This is a genomic window from Pseudomonas sp. TE4620, assembly GCF_056279045.1.
The window spans coordinates 73,783-91,541 of record NZ_JBWBQO010000001.1 but is presented as its reverse complement, the minus strand read 5'-3'; the positions used below and the strand labels follow the sequence as shown (position 1 = coordinate 91,541).

Below are 17,759 nucleotides of genomic sequence, written 5' to 3'. Positions count from 1 at the left end.
CCGCCGACAATTGCCCGCCTAGACTTTCCCTGGCAAGCGGAGAGTCTGAACATGCGGCGGTACTGGCTGGTAATGGTGGTAATGGGTGTGCTCACAGGTTGCCAGACAACCCATGAGCAATTGATCAATCAAGGTTACCCACCGGCCTATGCCGATGGCTTCCAGGACGGTTGCAGCAGCGGTCGCCAGGCCGCCGGGGTGATGGCCGGGGACTTTCGCAAAGACGTGCCGCGCTACCTGCACAACCGCCAGTACGAGTCCGGCTGGGACGACGGCTTTCGCCAGTGCCACGCCATGCAGGAGAACCAGGACCTGCAGGAGTATCGCGCCCGTCACTGGGATGAGCGCGATGAGCAGTGGCAGGAAGAAAAGGATCGCGACGCCGCGCGCGCCTATCGACACAAATAGGCCGCAAGCACCCGAAGTCGTCGCCGTCGAGCCCGAGACTTAAACCACGCCCTGGGCCAGCATGGCATCGGCAACCTTGACGAAGCCGGCGATGTTGGCGCCTTTGACGTAGTTGATGCGGCCGTTCTCTTCGCCGTAGTGCACGCAGGCATGGTGGATCGACTGCATGATGTTGTGCAGCTTGCTGTCCACTTCACCGGCGGTCCACAGCAGGCGCATGGCGTTCTGCGACATCTCCAGGCCACTGACGGCCACCCCGCCGGCGTTGGACGCCTTGCCCGGGGCGAAGAGGATGCCGGCCTCGATGAAGATATCCACAGCCTCGAGGGTGGTCGGCATGTTGGCGCCTTCGGCCACGCAGAGGCAGCCGTTGCGCAGCAGGGTGCGGGCGTCTTCGGCGTCCAGTTCGTTCTGCGTCGCGCATGGCAGGGCAATGTCGCAGGCCAGGTTCCAGGGGCGCTGACCCTTGCGGAACTCCAGGCCGAAACGTTCGGCCAGCTCGCTGATACGGCCGCGCTTGACGTTTTTCAGCTCCATCAGCGCATCCCACTGCTCGTCGCTCATGCCGGCTTCGCAGTACAGGGTGCCTTCGGAGTCGGACAGCGAGATCACCTTGCCGCCCAGGTCCATGACCTTGCGCGCCGCATACTGGGCAACGTTGCCGGAGCCGGAGATGGCCACCCGGCGACCGTCGATGCGCAGGTCCTGGCGCTTGAGCATTTCTTCGGCGAAGTACACGCAGCCGTAGCCGGTGGCTTCCGGGCGGATCAGGCTGCCGCCGTAAGTCATGCCTTTGCCGGTCAGCACCGAGGTGAACTGGTTGGCCAGGCGCTTGTACTGGCCGAACAGGAAGCCGATCTCGCGGGCGCCAACGCCGATATCGCCGGCCGGCACATCGAGGTCGGCGCCGATGTGGCGGTACAGCTCGCTCATGAATGCCTGGCAGAAGCGCATGACTTCAGCATCGCTCTTGCCCTTCGGATCGAAGTCCGAGCCTCCCTTGCCGCCGCCCATGGGCAGCGAGGTCAGGGAGTTCTTGAATACCTGTTCGAAGGCCAGGAATTTGAGCACGCCAAGGTTCACCGAGCGGTGGAAGCGCAGGCCGCCCTTGTACGGGCCGATGGCACTGCTCATCTGGATGCGGTAGCCGCGGTTGACCTGGACCTTGCCCTGGTCATCGACCCACGACACGCGAAACAGGATCGCCCGCTCAGGCTCGACCATACGCTCGAGGATACCGGCCTGCAGGTAGTGTGGATTGGCTTCGAGGAACGGCCAGAGGCTGCGCAGCACCTCTTCGACCGCCTGATGGAATTCAGGCTGGGCCGGGTCGCGTTGCTTGAGGCGCGCGAGGAAATCTTCGACAGATTCGATCATGTAGACATTCACCAGATGGAGTTGGACTTATGTTTTTTCCTCGACTTTACCAAGAAGCCACGGCACCGCAACAGGGCGCAATGTCGTTTTTATGAAATTAAATGGTGCATTTGTATAAGTGTATACATGTTAAGCCGTATCGCGAGGCAAGCCCGATCCTACAGGGCCGGGGTAAATTTCGAGCAAAAAAAACGGGACCCGAAGGCCCCGTTTCAGTGCAAACCCCTGAGGGTCATGCCAGTTTTTTGTGCCGTACGCGGTGCGGCTGGGCAGCCGCTTCGCCCAGGCGTTTCTTGCGATCGGCTTCGTACTCGGTGTAGTTGCCTTCGAAGAACACCGCCTGCGAATCGTCTTCGTAGGCCAGGATGTGGGTCGCCACGCGGTCCAGGAACCAGCGATCGTGAGAAATCACGATAGCGGCGCCCGGGAAGTCCAGCAGGGCTTCCTCCAGCGAACGCAGGGTTTCGACGTCGAGGTCGTTGGACGGTTCGTCGAGCAGCAGGACGTTGGCGCCCTCTTTCAGGGTCAGGGCCAGGTGCAGACGGCCGCGCTCACCACCGGAGAGGTCCTTGACGAACTTCTGCTGGTCGCCGCCCTTGAAGTTGAAACGGCCAACGTAGGTGCGCGACGGAATCTCGTAGGTGCCGATGCGCAGCTGGTCGGAGCCGTCGGAGATCTGCTGGAACACGGTCTTGTTGCCGTCGAGGTCTTCACGGCTCTGGTCGACGCAGGCCAGTTGCACGGTTTCACCGATCTCGATGCTGCCCGAGTCCGGTTGTTCCTTGCCCATCAGCATGCGGAACAGAGTCGATTTACCGGCACCGTTACCGCCGATCACGCCGACGATCGCGCCTTTTGGCATGGAGAACGACAGGTTATCGATCAGCACGCGATCGCCATAGCCCTTGCTGACGTTCTTGAACTCGATGACCTTGTCACCCAGGCGCGGACCGGCCGGGATGTAGATCTCGTTGGTCTCGCTGCGCTTCTGGAATTCCTGCGACTGCATTTCTTCGAAGCGTTGCAGGCGGGCCTTGGACTTGGACTGACGTGCCTTGGCGCCTTTGCGCACCCACTCCAGTTCTTCCTTCATGGCCTTTTCATGGGCCGACTGCTGCTTGGATTCCTGGGCCAGACGATCGGACTTGGCTTCCAGCCAACCCGAATAGTTGCCTTCATACGGAATACCGGCGCCGCGGTCGAGCTCGAGGATCCAGCCGGCAACGTTGTCGAGGAAGTACCGGTCGTGGGTAATCGCGACCACGGTGCCCGGGAAGTCGTGAAGGAAGTGTTCCAGCCAGGCGACGGAATCGGCGTCCAGGTGGTTGGTCGGTTCGTCGAGCAGGAGCATGTCGGGGGCCGACAGCAGCAGGCGGCACAGGGCCACACGGCGCTTCTCACCACCGGACAGGTGCTCGACCTTGGCTTCCCACGCTGGCAGGCGCAGGGCGTCGGCGGCCACTTCCAGCTGGCGCTCGAGGTTGTGACCGTCGCTGGCCTGGAGGATGGCTTCGAGTTTGGCCTGTTCGGCGGCCAGCTTGTCGAAGTCGGCATCCGGCTCGGCGTAGGCGGCGTAGACTTCGTCCAGGCGGGCCTGGGCGTCCTTGATCACGCTGACCGCTTCCTCGACCACTTCACGCACGGTCTTGGACGGGTCCAGCTGTGGCTCCTGCGGCAGGTAGCCGATGTTCAGGTCCGGCATCGGACGGGCTTCGCCGTCGAACTCGGTATCGACACCCGCCATGATTTTCAGCAGGGTGGATTTACCCGAGCCGTTGAGGCCGAGCACGCCGATCTTGGCGCCGGGGAAGAAGGACAGCGAAATGTTCTTGAGGATTTCCCGCTTCGGCGGGACAACCTTGCCCAGCCGATGCATGGTATAGACGTATTGAGCCATGGAAAAACCTAGCGTCAGAGACGAAAAAATAGAAACGAAACAGATGAAGGGCGCCGTGGCGCCCAGGAAAGGGCCAAAGCTACCGTAATGCGCCGGGTTGGGCAAACCGCCGACGAACAGGGCTGGCACTTTGCCACGTTTGCGGGCATGCTAGCCGCCCTTCGGGCGTCCGGCTTATAGTGCGCAACCGGAGCCGTCGCCAGGAACGCGGCACTTGCCAACCAGCAGCTCTAAACCTGCCATCCAGCCATACCGCAGGATCAACGTTTGACCAATCTCACTCAGCCGTCATCCCTGCGCAAGCCGGCCACTGCGTCAGGCTCGCCGCTGCGCGGCTCATTGAAAGGCGCGCTGGCCCTGTTGGTGCTGTTGCTGCTAGGCCTGCTGCTGTGGCAGTTGATCGCCCAGTTCCGTCATACCCAGGCTGACCAGTACCAGCACAGCCTGAACGCCAGCGCCGAGCTCGCCGACCACATGAGCCTGAACATGGCGCTCAAGGCCCAGGTGGCGCTCAACCAGATCCAGCCCTACCGCTCATCGCCTGCCCCTGAGCAACTGGCGCAGGTCATCGCGCAACTGCGCCAGCAGCAGCCCAAGCTGCTCAGCGTCGCCTGGATTGGTGCCGATGGCAGCCTGCAGGCCGACAGCCTGAAGGATACACCCGATTACCAGGCACTGGACGAACTGCTGCGACTCAACCAGGGCCGCGACTTCTATTACAGCAACAGTGCCGACAACCAGCAGGTCTACCTGTTGCTGCGCCAGCCGGGCGAGGCGCCCAGCGGCTACTGGTTCCTGCGCCTGGCCCCGGGTTACTACAGCGACCTGACCAACCACCTGGACCGCCCCAATCACCCGTTGTGGCTGCTGGAAAACAGCCGCACCGGCGAGATCATCAACCGCCATCAGCCGACCCCCGGCAGCGACGAGCCGCTGCAAAGCGTGATGCTGGCGTTCCTCGACAACAGTACCTGGCAACTGCGCGGCCTGTTCGATGCCGGCCTTGCCCGCCAGCAACTGCTGCCGGCGCTGATCGGCAAATGCATGCTCGGGCTGTTCTGCGCGCTGATCCCGCTGCTGGCGCTGATCAACATGCGCCGCCGCCATCGCCTGCTGCAGGAAAGCCGCCGACGCTATCACGATATCTTCGAAGGCACCGGGGTCGCCCTGTGCGTGCTCGACCTCTCGGGCCTACCCGGCCAGCTCGAGCGCTATCGCCTGCGCAGCCGCCCGGCGCTGGAACAGCGCCTGGCTTTCGACCAGCCATTGCGGCGGATTTTGCTCCAGGAGCTGAAAGTCACCGAGGTCAACCAGGTGGCCTTGCAACTGCTGGGCGTCAACTGTTGCGACAGTGCCTGGCAACGCCTGGTCGAAGGCTCGCAGACCGGCAACGAAGGCATCGGCATCCAGCTCCTCGGGGCGATCCTCGACAACCAGCAGCAGCTGGAGCTGGAAGTGCGCCTGCCGGTGCCCGGTGGCGACGACCTGCACCTGTGGCTGATGGTGCGTTTCCCGCAGCAGCGCCGCGATTACCAGGCAGTGATCCTCAGCATCAGCGACATCACCAGCCGCAAGCAGGTCGAGCTGTCGTTGCTCGAGCGCGAAAGCTTCTGGTCGGATGTGGTGCGCACCGTGCCCGACCAGTTGTACGTCCAGGACGTGCATAACCAGCTGATGATCTTCAGCAACCGCAACCTCGGCCAGACCCTGGGTTACAGCCGCACCGAGCTTGCGCAGATGGGCGACCATTTCTGGGAGGTGCTGCTGCACCCGGACGACGCCCAGCTCTATCACCAGTTGCGCCAGCAGCAACGCGATTCGGGCTACGTCGAGCAACTGCATTGCCAGTTGCGCTTCCGTCACCACGACCAGCGCTGGCTGCGTTTCGACATCCGCGAGCAGGCCCTGACCCGCGACAGCGCAGGTTGCGTGACGCGGATCATCGGCGTCGGCAAGGACGTTACCGAGCAGATCGAGGCCAGCGAGTCTCTGCGCGACAGCGAACAGCGCTACCGCATGCTCGCCGAAAGTATCAGCGACGTGATCTTCTCCACCGACAGCCAGTTGCAACTGAACTACGTCAGCCCGTCGATCCAGGCGGTGCTGGGCTTTGAAGTGGAGTGGATTTTCGAGAACGGCTGGCACTCGACCATCGCCAACCCGGCCCAGCTCACCGGTATCTACAGCCTGGTCGAGCGGGTCAACAAGGCCCTGGGCGACCCCGAACAGATGGAACTGCTGCGCACCCAGTTGCCGACCCAGCTGTTCCTGTTCGATTGCCTGCGCGCCGACGGCCGCAAGATCCCGATCGAGCTGCGCCTGGTGCTGGTCTGGGATGACCAGGAGCGCTTCGAGGGCATCCTTGGCGTGGGCCGCGACATCAGCCAGCAGCGCCGCGCCGAGAAAGACCTGCGCATGGCCGCCACGGTGTTCGAGCACTCGACCTCGGCGATCCTCATTACCGACCCGGCCGGCTACATCGTCCAGGCCAACGAAGCCTTCAGCCGCGTCAGCGGCTATGCCGTGGCCGACGTGCTGGACCAGTTGCCGAGCCTGCTGACCGTCGATGAGCACCAGGATGCACACCTGCGCTACGTGCTCAAACAGCTGCACCAGCGCGGCACCTGGGAAGGTGAAGTGTGGCTCAAGCGCCGCAGCGGCGAACATTACCCGGCCTGGGTCGGCATTACCGCGGTGCTCGACGATGAAGGCGACCTGGCCAGCTACGTGTGCTTCTTTACCGACATCAGCGAGCGCAAGGCCAGCGAACAGCGCATCCATCGCCTGGCCTACTACGACGCCCTGACCCACTTGCCCAACCGCACCCTGTTCCAGGACCGCCTGCACACTGCCCTGCAGCAAGCCGAGCGACAAAAGGCCTGGGTGGTGCTGATGTTCCTCGACCTCGACCGCTTCAAGCCGATCAACGACTCCCTCGGCCATGCCGCGGGCGACCGCATGCTCAAGGACATGGCCGAGCGCCTGCTCGACTGCGTCGATGACGACGACACCGTGGCGCGCATGGGCGGCGACGAGTTCACCTTGCTGCTGCAACCGCGCGCCACCCGCGAAATGGCCCTGAACCGGGCCATTCACGTGGCCGAGCAGATCCTTGGCAGCCTGGTGCGGCCATTCGTGCTGGAGAACCGCGAGTTCTTCGTCACCGCCAGTATCGGCATCGCCCTGAGCCCGCAGGACGGCAGCGAACTCAGCCAGTTGATGAAGAACGCCGACACCGCCATGTACCACGCCAAGGAGCGCGGCAAGAACAACTTCCAGTTCTACCAGGCCGACATGAACGCCAGTGCCCTGGAGCGCCTGGAGCTGGAAAGCGACCTGCGCCATGCCCTGGAGCAGAACGAATTCATCCTCTATTACCAGCCGCAGTTCAGCGGCGACGGCAAGCGCCTGACCGGTGCCGAGGCGTTGCTGCGCTGGCGTCATCCACGGCGCGGGCTGGTACCGCCGGGGGATTTCATCCCGGTGATCGAGGAGTTGGGCCTGGTGGTCGATGTCGGCGACTGGGTACTCAAGGAAGCCAGCCGCCAGCTCAAGGCCTGGCACCAGGCCAAGGTGCGGGTGCCGAAGGTGTCGGTGAACATTTCGGCGCGGCAATTCTCCGACGGTCAACTGGGCGAGCGCATCGCCACCATCCTCAAGGAAACCGGCCTGCCGCCGGCATGCCTGGAGCTGGAGCTGACCGAAAGTATCCTGATGCGCGAGGTCAACGAGGCCATGGTGATCCTCGACAGCCTGAAGAACCTCGGCCTGAGCATCGCCGTTGACGACTTCGGCACCGGCTATTCGTCGCTCAACTACCTCAAGCAGTTCCCCATCGACGTGCTGAAGATCGACCGCACCTTCGTCGACGGTCTGCCTGAGGGCGAGCAGGATGCACAGATCGCCCGGGCGATCATCGCCATGGCCCACAGCCTGAACCTGGCGGTGATCGCCGAGGGCGTCGAGACCCACGAACAGCTGGAGTTCCTCCGTGAACACGGCTGTGACGAAGTGCAGGGCTACCTGTTCGGGCGACCGATGCCGGCGCATCAGTTCGAGGCGCAGTTCAGCAACGAAACCCTGTTCATGTTCGAATAGGCAGGAAGCTGCAAGCCTTAAGCTACAAGCGGCAAGTTAGAAGCGTTACGCGTCCGGCCTTTGACTTGCCGCTTGAAGCTTGAAGCTTGAAGCTTGAAGCTTGAAGCTTGCAGCTTGTCGCTCATGAGCCCCATTTGTCTGCGACATGATGCCCTTTCATATGCCAGACAAAAGCTGATGAGGTAGAATGCCCGCCTATTTCAGCACGATCCTTGAGGACCGCCATGTTCAGCCGTGATTTGACCATTGCCAAGTACGACGCCGATCTCTTTGCCGCCATGGAGCAAGAAGCTCAGCGCCAGGAAGAACATATCGAGCTGATCGCCTCGGAAAACTACACAAGCCCCGCTGTCATGGAAGCCCAGGGCTCGGTGCTGACCAACAAGTACGCCGAAGGCTACCCGGGCAAGCGCTACTACGGCGGTTGCGAATACGTCGACGTGGTCGAGCAGCTGGCCATCGACCGTGCCAAGGAGCTGTTCGGCGCCGATTACGCCAACGTCCAGCCGCACGCTGGCTCGCAAGCCAACAGCGCCGTCTACCTGGCCCTGCTGTCGGCCGGCGACACCATCCTGGGCATGAGCCTGGCCCACGGCGGTCACCTGACCCACGGCGCCAACGTCAGCTCCTCGGGCAAGCTGTACAACGCCATCCAGTACGGCATCGACGCCAACGGCCTGATCGACTACGACGAAGTCGAGCGCCTGGCGGTCGAGCACAAGCCGAAAATGATCGTTGCCGGTTTCTCGGCCTACTCGCAGATCCTCGACTTCCCACGCTTCCGTGAAATCGCCGACAAGGTCGGTGCCTACCTGTTCGTCGACATGGCCCACGTTGCCGGCCTGGTCGCTGCAGGCGTGTACCCGAACCCGGTGCCATTCGCCGACGTGGTCACCACCACTACCCACAAGACCCTGCGCGGTCCACGTGGCGGCCTGATCCTCGCGCGTGCCAACGCCGAGATCGAGAAGAAGCTCAACTCCGCAGTATTCCCGGGCGCCCAGGGCGGCCCGCTGGAGCACGTGATCGCCGCCAAGGCCATCTGCTTCAAAGAAGCGCTGCAGCCTGAGTTCAAGACCTACCAGCAACAAGTGGTGAAGAACGCCCAGGCCATGGCCGGTGTGTTCATCGAGCGCGGTTTTGACGTGGTCTCCGGCGGTACCCAGAACCACCTGTTCCTGCTGTCGCTGATCAAGCAGGAAATCTCCGGTAAAGACGCCGACGCCGCCCTGGGTCGCGCCTTCATCACCGTCAACAAGAACTCGGTACCGAACGACCCACGTTCGCCGTTCGTCACCTCCGGCCTGCGCTTCGGCACCCCGGCTGTGACCACTCGTGGCTTCAAAGAGGCCGAGTGTAAAGAACTGGCAGGCTGGATCTGCGACATCCTCGCCGACCTGAACAACGAAGCGGTGATCGACGCCGTTCGCGAGAAGGTCAAGGCCATCTGCGCCAAGCTGCCGGTATACGGCAACTAAGCTCAGTTGTGATGTGAAAAAGCCCGGCTCTAGAGCCGGGCTTTTTTGTACCTGTAGGAGCGGGCTTGCCCCGCGATGCAATAGTGATCGCACCATCGCATCGCGGGGCAAGCCCGCTCCTACAGAGTCAAAGCCTCAAACCCTTCGCGAATCTTCGCCTCCGGCAAATCGTCGGCAATGAACACCATCACACTCTCGCGCACTTCCCCCTCTGCCCACTCGGTATCCCAATCAAAGCCATAAAGCTTGAGCACCCCCTGGAACACCAGGCGCCGATCCTCGCCGGCAATGTTCAGCACGCCTTTGTAGCGAAGCAGTTGCTTGCCGTGCTCTTCAAGCAACTGGTTCATGAACTCGCTGAGGCGGTCGATATCCAGCGGCAGGTCGGTGCGCAGGACCATGCTGGAGATCCGGTCGACACTCGGCGCCGCTACTACCGGGCGCACGTTCAGACTGGCATTGAGGTTGAAACCCCGCACATCGAGCAACTCGGCCAGATCGATCTTGCCGTGTTCCACCACCCGGATCGGCGCACGGCGGTTGATCCGCCCCAGGCGCTCGCTCAGGGCCTGGAAGCTGGCGGCGTCGACCAGATCGGTCTTGCTCACCAGCAGGCGGTCGGCAAAACCGACCTGGGCCTGGGCAATGGCCTGGGTCAGGTGCTGATCGGCGTGCGCGGCATCCACCAGGGTGATGATGCCGTCGAGGATGTAGCGCTCGCGCAGCTCTTCATCGATGAAGAAGGTTTGCGCCACCGGCGCCGGGTCGGCCAGGCCCGTGCATTCGATCACCAGCCGGTCGAAGGCGATCTCGCCGCTGTCCAGGCGCTCGAGCAGCAGGAACAGCGCCTTGGTCAGGTCGGTGTGGATACTGCAGCACACGCAGCCGTTGGCCAGGGTCATGACCTGCACCGGCTCGTCGCCGAGCAGTTGGGTATCGATGCCGGCATCGCTGAATTCGTTTTCGATCACGGCAATCTTCAGGCCGTGCTCGGCCTTGAGCAGGTGGCGCAGCAAGGTGGTCTTGCCGGCGCCGAGAAAGCCGCTGAGCACGGTAACGGGAATTGGAGGTAACAAACCGAATACTCCTGAACGCTGAAAATGACTGTGGGAGCCCGGCGCGAACCGGGCTCCCACAGCTTTGTCACTGGCCTTGCATGCCGCTTTTCAACAGCACTTTGGCCCACCCTTGCCGCCGTAACGTGCCTCCTGGCGTTCGCGGAAGAACTCCTCGTAGGTCATTACCGGCTTGTCCGGGTGCTTGGTCTGCATATGCTCGACGTAGTTGTCGTAGTCGGGCATGCCGACCATCAGGCGGGCTGCCTGCCCCAGGTACTTACCCAGTCGACCGAGATCGTTGAACATCACTGCATTCCTCTTGGGTTACGCATCCGGCAGGGCCTGGAACGGGGACTCTTTGTCAGTCCGCTCTTTTTTGCCCAGGGCAGCGATGCCGACCTTGAGGGCGAAGAACAGAATGCTGAAGACCACGAACAGGAACAGGCCGGTCAGGGCCGCGTTGGTGTAGGCGTTGAAAATCACGTGCTGCATCTGCCCGATGTCCTTGGCCGGGGCCAGCACCTGGCCGGCGTCGAGCGCGGCGCTGTACTTGTTGGCCAGGGCCAGGAAGCCAACCGCCGGGTTCGGGTCGAACAGCTTGATGAAACCGGCGGTGGTGGTGCAGATCAGCAGCCATACCGCAGGCAGCAAGGTGACCCAGATGTAGCGCTGGCGCTTCATTTTGATCAGCACCACCGTGCCGAGCATCAGGGCGATACCGGCGAGCATCTGGTTGGAGATGCCGAACAGCGGCCACAAGGTGTTGATACCACCTAGCGGATCGATCACGCCCTGGTACAGCAGGTAACCCCAGAGCGCCACGCAACCGGCGGTGGCGAGCAGGTTGGCGCCCCACGATTCGGTGCGTTTGAGCGCAGGCACGAAGCTGCCCAGCAGGTCCTGGAGCATGAAGCGCCCGGCACGGGTACCGGCGTCCACCGCTGTGAGGATGAACAGCGCCTCGAACAGGATCGCGAAGTGGTACCAGAAGGCCATGGTGTTTTCACCCGGCAGCACCTGGTGAAGGATCTGCGCGATACCCACTGCCAGGGTCGGCGCACCGCCGGCACGGGCCAGGATGGTGTGCTCGCCGATGTCCTTGGCGACCGCTTCGAGGGCATCAGGGGTGATGGCAAAGCCCCAGCTGCTGACGGTTTGCGCTACCGAGACGACATCAGAGCCGACCACCGCGGCCGGGCTGTTCATGGCGAAGTACACGCCAGGCTCGATCACCGAAGCGGCAACCATGGCCATGATCGCCACGAACGACTCCATGAGCATGCCGCCGTAGCCGATGTAGCGGGCGTTGACTTCGTTATCCAGCAGCTTGGGCGTGGTCCCTGAGGAAATCAGCGCATGGAAGCCCGATACCGCGCCGCAGGCAATGGTGATGAACAGGAACGGGAACAGGGTGCCCTTCCACACCGGGCCGGTACCGTCGGTGAACTGGGTCAGCGCCGGCATTTTAAGCTCCGGGGCGATGATCAGGATGCCGATGGCCAGGCCAACGATGGTGCCGATCTTGAGGAAGGTCGACAGGTAGTCACGCGGCGCCAGCACCAGCCAGACCGGCAGCACGGCGGCGACGAAACCGTAGCCCACCAGCATCCAGGTGATCTGCACGCCGGTAAAGGTGAACGCCGGGCCCCAGACCGGGTCGGCGGCAACCTGGCCCCCCAGCCAGATCGACAGCAACAGCAGCACCACGCCGATCAGCGAGATCTCGCCGATATGGCCCGGGCGGATGTAGCGCATGTAGATGCCCATGAACATCGCGATCGGGATGGTCGCCATCACCGTGAACATGCCCCACGGGCTCTCGGCCAGGGCCTTGACCACGATCAGCGCCAGCACCGCGAGGATGATGATCATGATCAGGAAGCAGCCGAACAGGGCGATGGTGCCCGGGATCCGGCCCATTTCTTCACGGACCATGTCACCCAGCGAGCGGCCGTTGCGGCGGGTGGAGAGGAACAGGATCATGAAGTCCTGTACCGCACCGGCCAGCACCACCCCGGCAATCAGCCAGAGCGTACCGGGCAGGTAGCCCATCTGCGCCGCCAGCACAGGACCGACCAACGGGCCGGCGCCGGCAATCGCGGCGAAGTGGTGGCCGAAAAGAATGTGTTTGTTGGTCGGCACGTAGTCCAGACCGTCGTTGTTGACCACTGCCGGGGTGGCCCGACGCGGGTCCAGCTGCATCACCTTGGTGGCGATGAACAGGCTGTAGTAGCGGTAGGCGACCAGGTAGATGGCCACCGAGGCGACGACGATCCACAAGGCGTTGATGGCCTCGCCACGACGCAGGGCAACCACACCCAGCGCACAGGCTCCTATGACTGCCAGCGCCAGCCACGGAATGTGGCGTAGCAGGCTATTATTGTTGTTCATGGTTTGCTTCCAGCTAGTGGATAAAAGACAGCCTTTCGAGTCTAGCGATACTGGCAGGAAAGGCCAGCCCCCACGTTGGTCTAGAGCCTTCCAGCGTGGTTGAACAAATCTCGTTATGCGCCCTTGCGCGGGCCTTGGCAAGTGCTGAGCTATAGTCAGGAAGAACCCCGGAGTGCCTGAACATGAGCGACCACCTAGAACGTCGACGTTTCAAACGCATTGCCTTCGACGCCCCCACCGAACTGGTGCAAGGCGAACACCGTTGGCAGGTCAGCCTGCTGGACATCTCCCTCAAGGGCATATTGATCGAATACCCCGAACCCTGGGACGCCGACCTCGAAGAGCTGTTCGATGCGGTGATTCACCTGGGTGAAGGCGCGCAGGTCGAGATGCAGGTGCAACTGCGCCATATCGATGAACAGCAGCTCGGCTTTATCTGCCTGCACATCGACCTGCCTTCGCTGGAGCATCTGTGCCGCCTGATCGAGCTTAATCTGGCCGATCGCACCGAACTGGAGCGCGAGTTCCACCAACTGATCGAAGTTTAGAAACTCTTAGCTTCCTACCTACCTTCCCCCAAATACCTTTCTTGTCCGTTTGGACAGCTTTATAGCCAGCCCCACGGTGCCCGCACGAGGCCCTGTGGCGCTGGCCTGTGGCTCTTGGAACAGAATCTGCATCCAGCCCTGAAGCCAAACCATGGGTAGGACTGTTCCTACGCAAATCTAAAAATTGTATACAATTGTTCTGGCATTCACGTGTAGGACTTGTCTACAGTAGCGCCACAACAATAAAACTGAGAACTTGCCCCATGAATACGTCCTCCCCTAGCACGTCTTCAGCCCAGCGTCCCGAAGACGAGAACCTGGGCCTTGGCGCCAACCTGGCTTATGGCCTGCAGCATGTTCTGACCATGTACGGCGGTATCGTCGCCGTGCCGTTGATCCTCGGCCAGGCGGCCGGCCTGGGCCCTGCCGACATCGGCCTGCTGATCGCCGCCTCGCTGTTTGCCGGTGGCCTCGCCACCCTGCTGCAAACCCTCGGCCTGCCGTGGTTCGGTTGCCAGCTGCCGCTGGTGCAGGGCGTGTCGTTCGCCGGTGTAGCAACCATGGGCGCAATTCTCAGCAGTGAAGGTGGCGGTGGCTTGCCCGGGGTACTGGGCGCGGTCATGGCGGCGTCGCTGATCGGCTTTCTGATTACCCCGGTGTTCTCGCGGATCACCAAGTTCTTCCCGCCGCTGGTGACCGGCATCGTCATCACCACCATCGGCCTGACCCTGATGCCAGTGGCCGCGCGCTGGGTCATGGGCGGCAACAGCAAGGCCCCGGATTTCGGCAGCATGGCCAACATCGGCCTGGCCGGGCTGACCTTCGTCATCGTCCTGGTGCTGAGCAAGCTGGGCAGCGCGACCATCTCGCGGCTGTCGATCCTCCTGGCCATGGTCATCGGTACCCTGATTGCCTGGTCGCTGGGCATGGCTGACTTCAGCAAGGTCCTCGACGGCCCGCTGGTGGCGATGCCGACGCCGTTCCACTTCGGCATGCCGACCTTCCACATCGCCGCCATCCTGTCGATGTGCATCGTGATCATGGTGACCCTGGTGGAAACCTCGGCGGACATCCTCGCAGTCGGTGAAATCATCGACACCAAGGTCGACTCCAAACGCCTGGGCAACGGCCTGCGCGCCGACATGGCCTCGAGCATCCTGGCGCCGATCTTCGGCTCCTTCACCCAGAGCGCCTTCGCCCAGAACGTCGGCCTGGTGGCCGTGACCGGGGTCAAGAGCCGCTACGTGGTGGCCACCGGCGGGGTGATCCTGGTAGTGCTCGGCCTGCTGCCGATCATGGGCCGGGTGATTGCCGCGGTGCCGACCTCGGTACTCGGTGGCGCCGGCATCGTGCTGTTCGGCACCGTTGCCGCCAGCGGTATCCGCACCCTGTCCAAGGTCAGCTACAAGAACAACGTCAACCTGATCATCGTCGCCGCCTCCCTGGGCTTTGGCATGATCCCGATCGCTGCGCCGAACTTCTACGCGCAGTTCCCCAACTGGTTCGAGACCATCTTCCACTCCGGCATCAGCTCGGCAGCGATCATGGCGATCGTCCTCAACCTGGTGTTCAACCACTTCACCACCGGCAACTCCGACCAGCAGTCGGTGTTCGCTGCCGCTTACGAACGCACCATCCACTACTCGGACATCTCCGCCCTGCGCGATGGTGACTACTTCGAAGATGGCAAGCTGTTCAACGCCGAGGGCATAGAAGTGCCGGTGATGAGCGAGGGCGAGCATGGAGAACCGCCGGCGCGACGAGAGACGGTTTCGGAACACTGAATGAGTTAGCGGTTGAATCTTCGGGGCCGGTGCACATGCACCGGCCTTTTTGTTTCAGTGCGAAGCAAAGTAGCCATTCAATTGCTGCAAATCCTGCGGCTCCAGCACCCCGGCCAGATAACGTAACTGCAGCCAGGCGCGCAGGTAGTCGTAGCGCGCCTGGGCCAGGTCGCGGCGGGCGCTGTAGAGCTGCTGCTCGGCATCGAGCACGTCGAGGTTGACCCGCTCACCGCCGGCCACGCTTCTGCGCGTAGCGCTAATCAAGCCGCGGGCGGATTTGACTGCCAGTTCATAGGCACGGATCTTCGCCGTGCTGCTGGCGCAGAGATTGAATTGCTTGCGCAGCTGGTTGACGGTATCGGCGATCTGCCCGTCGAGGCTGAAACGCGCACTGTCACGCTCGGCAGCTGCCTGGCGGGTCGCGGCCGACACCCCGCCGCCGGCGAACAGCGGCAGGCTGATCTGGATGCCGATGCTGTCGGTGTCATAGCGCTGGTCGTAGCTGCTTTCCGAGCTTGAGCTGGATTTGCCGCTGCTGGCGTAGGCGCTCAACGTTGGCAGGTGACCGGCGCGCTGGCGCTCGACGGCGTAGTCGGCGGCAACCAGGGCGTGTCGTTGGGAGGCCAGCTCGGCGTTGTGGGCAACCGCCAGGTCGCGCCAGCTTTCAAAACCCAGGGGCTGCAAAGGTTGAACGCGAAATTCGCCACTCAAGGGCGCCAGGTCGGCGACTTCCAGCGGTTCGCCGATGATCGCCTGCAGGCTCCGCAAGGCCGCATCGAGGTTGTCGCTGGCTTCGATTTCCTGGGCCTGGGCCAGCTCGTAACGGGCCTGGGTTTCCAGCAGGTCGGTGCGGGTGCCCTCGCCGCCCTTGAGCAGGCGCCGGTTCAATTGCAGTTGCTCGGCATAAGCGCGCCGCTGGGCCTGGGCCAGGGCGATCTGTTCGTTGGCGAACAGTGCTTCGCTGTAGGCGGCGAACACCCGCACCGCCAGTTCCTGGCTGCGGCTGCGAAAGCGCTCGTCGGCCAACAGCGCCTTGGCCACGCCCTGGCGGTACTCGGCCCAGGCGCCATAGTCGAATAGCGGCTGTTGCAAGGTCAGGGTCGAGGAATAGCTGCGGTAGTCACGCTGGCTGGTGACGTTGCCGCGGGCGTTGGTCTGGGTCACTTCGGAGTCGTTGCGGGCATTGTTGTAGCGGTAGGACAGGTTCGGCAGCAGCGCCGCACGGCCAATGGCGCGGCTCTCAAGGCCGGCATCGCGTTCGGCGATGGCGGCATGGAAGACCGGATCGTTACGCACCGCCAGGGCATAGGCATCGCCCAGGTCGACGGCGGCGGCCGAAAGGCTGGCACCCAGCAACAGCAGGCAGCATATCGCACGCATCGACATCATTCCTCCGCCAGGGCGACATGCACCCGGTCGGTCAACGGCTTGAACAGATAATTGAGCATCGAGCGCTCGCCGGTACGCACGAAGGCTTGCACCGGCATGCCGGGGCGAATGTCCTGGCCGGCCAGTTGCTGCAAGCCGGCATCGCTGACCTTGGCGCGCACCTGGTAGTAAGGTTGCTGGGTTTGCTCATCGACCAGGCGATCGGCCGAGACCAGGGTCAGTTCGCCATCGACGCGCGGAGTTTTGCTCTGGTTGAAGGCGACGAACATGATCTCTACCGGCAGGCCCGGATGCAGGCGATCGACCAGCTCCACCGGGGCGCGCGCATCGATCAGCAAGGGCGCGTCCATCGGGACGATCTCCATCAGTTGCTGACCACGGGCAATCACCCCGCCATTGGTGAACACGCTCAGGCCCACCACCGTGCCGCTGGCCGGGGCGCGCAGTTGGGTGTTGGCCAGTTCGAAGGCGGCGCTGCGCAGGCGGTTGCCGAGGTCTTCAGCACTGGACTGCATGTCGCTCAACTGCTGGCCGACTTCGCGCTGGTATTCCTGCTGACGTTGGGCCATGCGCAGTTTCAGCTCCAGGACCTGGCGGCGGCTGCGGCCGATATTGCCCAGGTCTTCGGAAATCGCGCCGTTGATCTGCGCGTACAGGCGTTCGCTGTCGAGCAGGCGGTTGCGCGGGATATAGCCGTCACGGGCCAGTTCGCGCAGGCCCTGCAATTGCTCGGCAAGCGCGGCGCGCTGTTCCTGCTTGTGGCTCATCGAGCCCTGCACGCCAGCCAGCATGGCCTCGGCGCCGGCGATGTTTTCGCGCAGGCCGGCCAGTTCCATGTCCAGCGACTGGCGTCGGCTGCTGCGCAACTGGCGTTGCAGTTCCAGGGCGGTGGCGACCCATGGCTCGCTGACCAGTGCCTGCAACTCGGCCGGGAAAGTGATGCTTTCCAAGCCGTCACGCTCAGCTTGCAGGCGCGCCTCGCTGGCCCGGGCGTTGACGTATTGCACCCGCAACGAATCATGCTGGGCCTGGGCCTGGGTGGCGTCCATCTGCACCAGCACCTGGCCGGCGCTGACGCTGTCGCCATCGTGCACCAGCAGGCGTTCGATAGTGCCGCCGGTGGGATGCTGCACCGCCTGGCGGCTGCCGGCGACCACCACGTTGCCCGACACCGGCACGCCCTTGTCCAGCGGCGCCAGGGCTGCCCAGAGGATGAAACCGCCAAAGCCGCCGATCACCAGCCAGCGGCCCAGGCGGCTGTGACGGCGGGCATCGAGGCTCAGCAGGTTGTCGGGAATGGCTTGAGCGTGAAGCGACTGAGGGGCGGTCAT

General features: G+C 63.0%; 12 protein-coding genes. 5 read left to right on the top strand and 7 right to left on the bottom strand.

What is annotated here, in order from left to right:
- The first annotated feature begins 51 nt into the window (after positions 1 to 51).
- Positions 52 to 408, top strand: a complete 357-nt coding sequence (locus ACZ9A3_RS00380; RefSeq protein ID WP_045195929.1) for a lipoprotein — start codon at positions 52 to 54, stop codon at positions 406 to 408.
- Positions 409 to 447: 39 nt separating this feature from the next.
- Here ACZ9A3_RS00380 and gdhA read toward each other — a convergent pair whose 3' ends face one another.
- Together gdhA and ettA are read right to left on the bottom strand one after the other, a co-directional pair.
- Positions 448 to 1,785, bottom strand: coding sequence for an NADP-specific glutamate dehydrogenase (gdhA, locus tag ACZ9A3_RS00375; protein ID WP_045196574.1), 1,338 nt, complete (start codon positions 1,783 to 1,785; stop codon positions 448 to 450).
- 232 nt (positions 1,786 to 2,017) lie between these two features.
- Positions 2,018 to 3,682: an energy-dependent translational throttle protein EttA gene (gene ettA / locus ACZ9A3_RS00370; RefSeq protein WP_045195926.1), complete on the bottom strand. Its 1,665-nt coding sequence runs from the start codon at positions 3,680 to 3,682 to the stop codon at positions 2,018 to 2,020.
- A gap of 267 nt (positions 3,683 to 3,949) precedes the next feature.
- Between ettA and ACZ9A3_RS00365 the strand changes: the two genes are divergently transcribed.
- Together ACZ9A3_RS00365 and glyA are read left to right on the top strand one after the other, a co-directional pair.
- Positions 3,950 to 7,780 carry a sensor domain-containing protein gene (locus ACZ9A3_RS00365; protein WP_476252030.1) on the top strand — a complete coding sequence of 1,277 codons (3,831 nt, stop codon included), beginning with the start codon at positions 3,950 to 3,952 and terminating at the stop codon, positions 7,778 to 7,780.
- A gap of 224 nt (positions 7,781 to 8,004) precedes the next feature.
- Positions 8,005 to 9,258: a serine hydroxymethyltransferase gene (gene glyA, locus ACZ9A3_RS00360; RefSeq protein WP_093387878.1), complete on the top strand. Its 1,254-nt coding sequence runs from the start codon at positions 8,005 to 8,007 to the stop codon at positions 9,256 to 9,258.
- A 119-nt stretch (positions 9,259 to 9,377) separates the two neighbouring features.
- On the opposite strand, the gene yjiA is transcribed toward glyA, so the two are convergent.
- From yjiA to ACZ9A3_RS00345, 3 genes are all read right to left on the bottom strand, one after another.
- The gene (gene yjiA / locus ACZ9A3_RS00355) at positions 9,378 to 10,334 is read right to left on the bottom strand and encodes a GTPase (protein WP_093387875.1); all 957 of its coding nucleotides are present in this window, start codon (positions 10,332 to 10,334) and stop codon (positions 9,378 to 9,380) included.
- A 90-nt stretch (positions 10,335 to 10,424) separates the two neighbouring features.
- The gene (locus tag ACZ9A3_RS00350) at positions 10,425 to 10,622 is read right to left on the bottom strand and encodes a YbdD/YjiX family protein (RefSeq protein ID WP_010226397.1); all 198 of its coding nucleotides are present in this window, start codon (positions 10,620 to 10,622) and stop codon (positions 10,425 to 10,427) included.
- A gap of 18 nt (positions 10,623 to 10,640) precedes the next feature.
- Positions 10,641 to 12,707, bottom strand: coding sequence for a carbon starvation CstA family protein (locus ACZ9A3_RS00345; protein ID WP_045195915.1), 2,067 nt, complete (start codon positions 12,705 to 12,707; stop codon positions 10,641 to 10,643).
- Between the two features lie 182 nt (positions 12,708 to 12,889).
- On the opposite strand from ACZ9A3_RS00345, the gene ACZ9A3_RS00340 reads away from it, so the two are divergent.
- The gene (locus tag ACZ9A3_RS00340) at positions 12,890 to 13,255 is read left to right on the top strand and encodes a PilZ domain-containing protein (RefSeq protein ID WP_093387872.1); all 366 of its coding nucleotides are present in this window, start codon (positions 12,890 to 12,892) and stop codon (positions 13,253 to 13,255) included.
- Positions 13,256 to 13,518: 263 nt separating this feature from the next.
- Positions 13,519 to 15,039, top strand: coding sequence for a nucleobase:cation symporter-2 family protein (locus tag ACZ9A3_RS00335; RefSeq protein WP_045195912.1), 1,521 nt, complete (start codon positions 13,519 to 13,521; stop codon positions 15,037 to 15,039).
- A gap of 54 nt (positions 15,040 to 15,093) precedes the next feature.
- Here the strand turns inward: ACZ9A3_RS00335 and ACZ9A3_RS00330 are convergent, their stop codons facing one another.
- Positions 15,094 to 16,419, bottom strand: a complete 1,326-nt coding sequence (locus tag ACZ9A3_RS00330; protein ID WP_476252029.1) for a TolC family outer membrane protein — start codon at positions 16,417 to 16,419, stop codon at positions 15,094 to 15,096.
- A gap of 5 nt (positions 16,420 to 16,424) precedes the next feature.
- Positions 16,425 to 17,759 carry an HlyD family type I secretion periplasmic adaptor subunit gene (locus ACZ9A3_RS00325; RefSeq protein ID WP_093387869.1) on the bottom strand — a complete coding sequence of 445 codons (1,335 nt, stop codon included), beginning with the start codon at positions 17,757 to 17,759 and terminating at the stop codon, positions 16,425 to 16,427.